The organism is Hymenobacter glacieicola, from assembly GCF_014640315.1.
GTDB classification, from domain to species: Bacteria; Bacteroidota; Bacteroidia; order Cytophagales; family Hymenobacteraceae; genus Hymenobacter; species Hymenobacter glacieicola.
Window position 1 is genome coordinate 1 of record NZ_BMGS01000024.1, and the last position, 3,139, is coordinate 3,139.

A 3,139-nucleotide genomic window follows, 5' to 3' on the forward strand; every position below is an offset into this window, starting at 1 on the left:
CCCTGAGCTCGACCTGCTGCGTGCAGCAGGTCACTACGAGAAGTAGATAAGGGCACACGGGGGATGCCTAGGCTCTCAGAGGCGAAGAAGGACGTGATAAGCTGCGAAAAGCTACGGGGATGGGCACATACCAGGTGATCCGTAGATATCCGAATGGGGCAACCCCCTTGGTTGAAGACCAAGGATCTGGTTTATTAGTAAATCAGAGGCAAACCCGGGGAACTGAAACATCTAAGTACCCGGAGGAAAAGAAAATAACATATGATTCCCCAAGTAGTGGCGAGCGAACGGGGAGGAGCCCAAACCGGGGTGGTTACGGCCAACCCGGGGTTGTAGGACCTCAACATCTGATTATCTATTCTTAGTTGAATGGCATGGGAAGGCCAACCAGAGACGGTGAGAGTCCGGTAGACGAACTGAATAGATACGGTAGAGGATTCCTGAGTAGGGCGGGGCCGGAGAAACCCCGTCTGAATCCAGCGGCACCATCCGCTAAGGCTACATACTCCTGAGAGACCGATAGTGAACTAGTACCGTGAGGGAAAGGTGAAAAGAACCGGGAATACCGGAGTGAAAAGAACCTGAAACCGTGTGCTTACAAGCAGTTAGAGGGCTTTTGTGGCCTGATAGCGTGCCTTTTGCATAATGAGCCTACGAGTTACTCCTCTCTGGCAAGGTTAAAAGTCTGAAGACTTGGAGCCGCAGCGAAAGCGAGTCTGAATAGGGCGCAGAGTCAGAGGGGGTAGACGCGAAACTTTGTGATCTACCCTTGAGCAGGATGAAGGTTGGGTAACACCAACTGGAGGTCCGAACCAGTTTCCGTTGAAAAGGATTTGGATGACTTGAGGGTAGGGGTGAAAGGCCAATCAAACTGAGAAATAGCTCGTACTCCCCGAAATGTATTTAGGTACAGCGTCGAGGTGGAGTCAGCGGGAGGTAGAGCTACCGATAGGACTAGGGGGTGTCACAGCCTACCGAATCCTGACGAACTCCGAATGCCCGTTGATATACTCGGCAGTGAGGCGTGGGGTGCTAAGGTCCCATGCCGAGAGGGAAAGAACCCAGACCATCCGCTAAGGTCCCTAAATTCGGACTAAGTTGAACAAAGGAGGTCCACTTGCTTTGACAGCCAGGAGGTTGGCTTGGAAGCAGCCATTCCTTTAAAGAGTGCGTAACAGCTCACTGGTCGAGCGAGAGGGCATCGATAATACGCGGGCATCAAGTCCGGTACCGAAGCGATGGATTTGTCTTATGGACAAGTGGTAGGGGAGCATTCTGGTCAGCGGTGAAGGTGCGTCGTCAGGCGAGCTGGAGCGGCCAGAAAAGCAAATGTAGGCATGAGTAACGATAAAGGGGGTGAGAAACCCCCTCGCCGATAGACTAAGGTTTCCTGCTCAACGCTAATCGGAGCAGGGTTAGTCGGGACCTAAGGCTAGGCCGAGAGGCTACGTCGATGGACAGCGGGTTGATATTCCCGCACCTAGTAAGTGGAGTGATGCAGTGACGCAGAAGTGAAAGTACCGCGAGCGGACGGAAGTGCTCGTTAAAGGGTGTAGGTATAGGGACGGTAGTCAAGTACGCCGACTTTGCTGAAACCTGATAGTACCTGGAGGCTTCGGCCAACGGGATAGTGTACCTAATCAGACTGCCAAGAAAACCTGCTAAGCGTTTACTGCTTGCTAGCCCGTACCGCAAACCGACACAGGTAGTCAAGGAGAGCATCCTGAGGCGCTCGAGTGAATCATGGCCAAGGAACTCGGCAAAATGGTCCTGTAACTTCGGGAGAAGGGACGCTTCCTCCAGTGATGGAGAAGCCGCAGTGAAAAGGCCCAGGCGACTGTTTAACAAAAACACATGACTTTGCGAACGCGTAAGCGGAAGTATAAGGTCTGACACCTGCCCGGTGCCGGAAGGTTAAGAGGGGAACTTAGCGCAAGCGAAGGTTTGAATCGAAGCCCCGGTAAACGGCGGCCGTAACTATAACGGTCCTAAGGTAGCGAAATTCCTTGTCGGGTAAGTTCCGACCTGCACGAATGGTGTAACGATCTGGGCGCTGTCTCAGCCATGAGCTCGGTGAAATTGTAGTCTCGGTGAAGATGCCGAGTACCCGCCACGGGACGGAAAGACCCCGTGCACCTTTACTATAGGTTGACATTGATGCTGGACAACACATGTGTAGGATAGGTGGGAGGCTGTGAACCCGGGCCGCCAGGTCTGGGGGAGCCAACGTTGAAATACCACCCTTGTGTTGTTTGGCACCTAATCTGGAAACGGAAACAGTGTCTGCTGGGTAGTTTGACTGGGGTGGTCGCCTCCAAAAATGTATCGGAGGCTTTCAAAGGTCCGCTCAGTACGCTTGGTAACCGTACGCAGAGCGCAATAGCAGAAGCGGGCTTGACTGTGAGGCCTACAAGCCGAGCAGGGTCGAAAGACGGATATAGTGATCCGGTGGTTCCGCATGGAAGGGCCATCGCTCAAAGGATAAAAGGTACGCCGGGGATAACAGGCTGATCTCCCCCAAGAGCTCATATCGACGGGGAGGTTTGGCACCTCGATGTCGGCTCGTCACGTCCTGGGGCTGGAGAAGGTCCCAAGGGTTCGGCTGTTCGCCGATTAAAGTGGCACGCGAGCTGGGTTCAGAACGTCGTGAGACAGTTCGGTCCCTATCTGTGGTGGGCGTAGGATATTTGACAGGACCTGACTTTAGTACGAGAGGACCGAGTTGGACCAGCCGCTCGTGCACCGGTTGTGACGCCAGTTGCAGCGCCGGGTAGCGACGCTGGGATGAGATAAGCGCTGAAAGCATCTAAGTGCGAAACTCACCTGAAGATGAGATATCCGATTAGAAGAGTCGTTGGAGACCACAACGTTGATAGGCCCTAGGTGTAGAGCGCGAAATCGCACAGCCGAGGGGTACTAAGGACTCGAACACTTCTGTAGCTACGTGAGCTCAACCCTTTCTTTTTCCTACTCTGCCTCTATGTTAAGATATGACAGCCGCTTCTGGCCTTGAGCCGGACGTGTGCTGCCTTGATAATGGTGGCTTTAGCCCGGGTGTTCACCTCTTCCCATTCCGAACAGAGTCGTTAAGCCCCGGAGCGCCTATGGTACTGCCTTCACCGGCGGGAGAGTCGGTCGC

Annotated in this window: 2 rRNA genes; both read left to right on the forward strand. The window is 53.8% G+C overall.

What is annotated here, in order from left to right:
- The first annotated feature begins 36 nt into the window (after positions 1 to 36).
- Positions 37 to 2,939, forward strand: a 23S ribosomal RNA gene (locus IEW18_RS21515).
- 96 nt (positions 2,940 to 3,035) lie between these two features.
- Positions 3,036 to 3,139 (forward strand): 5S ribosomal RNA (gene rrf / locus IEW18_RS21520); the annotation flags it as partial.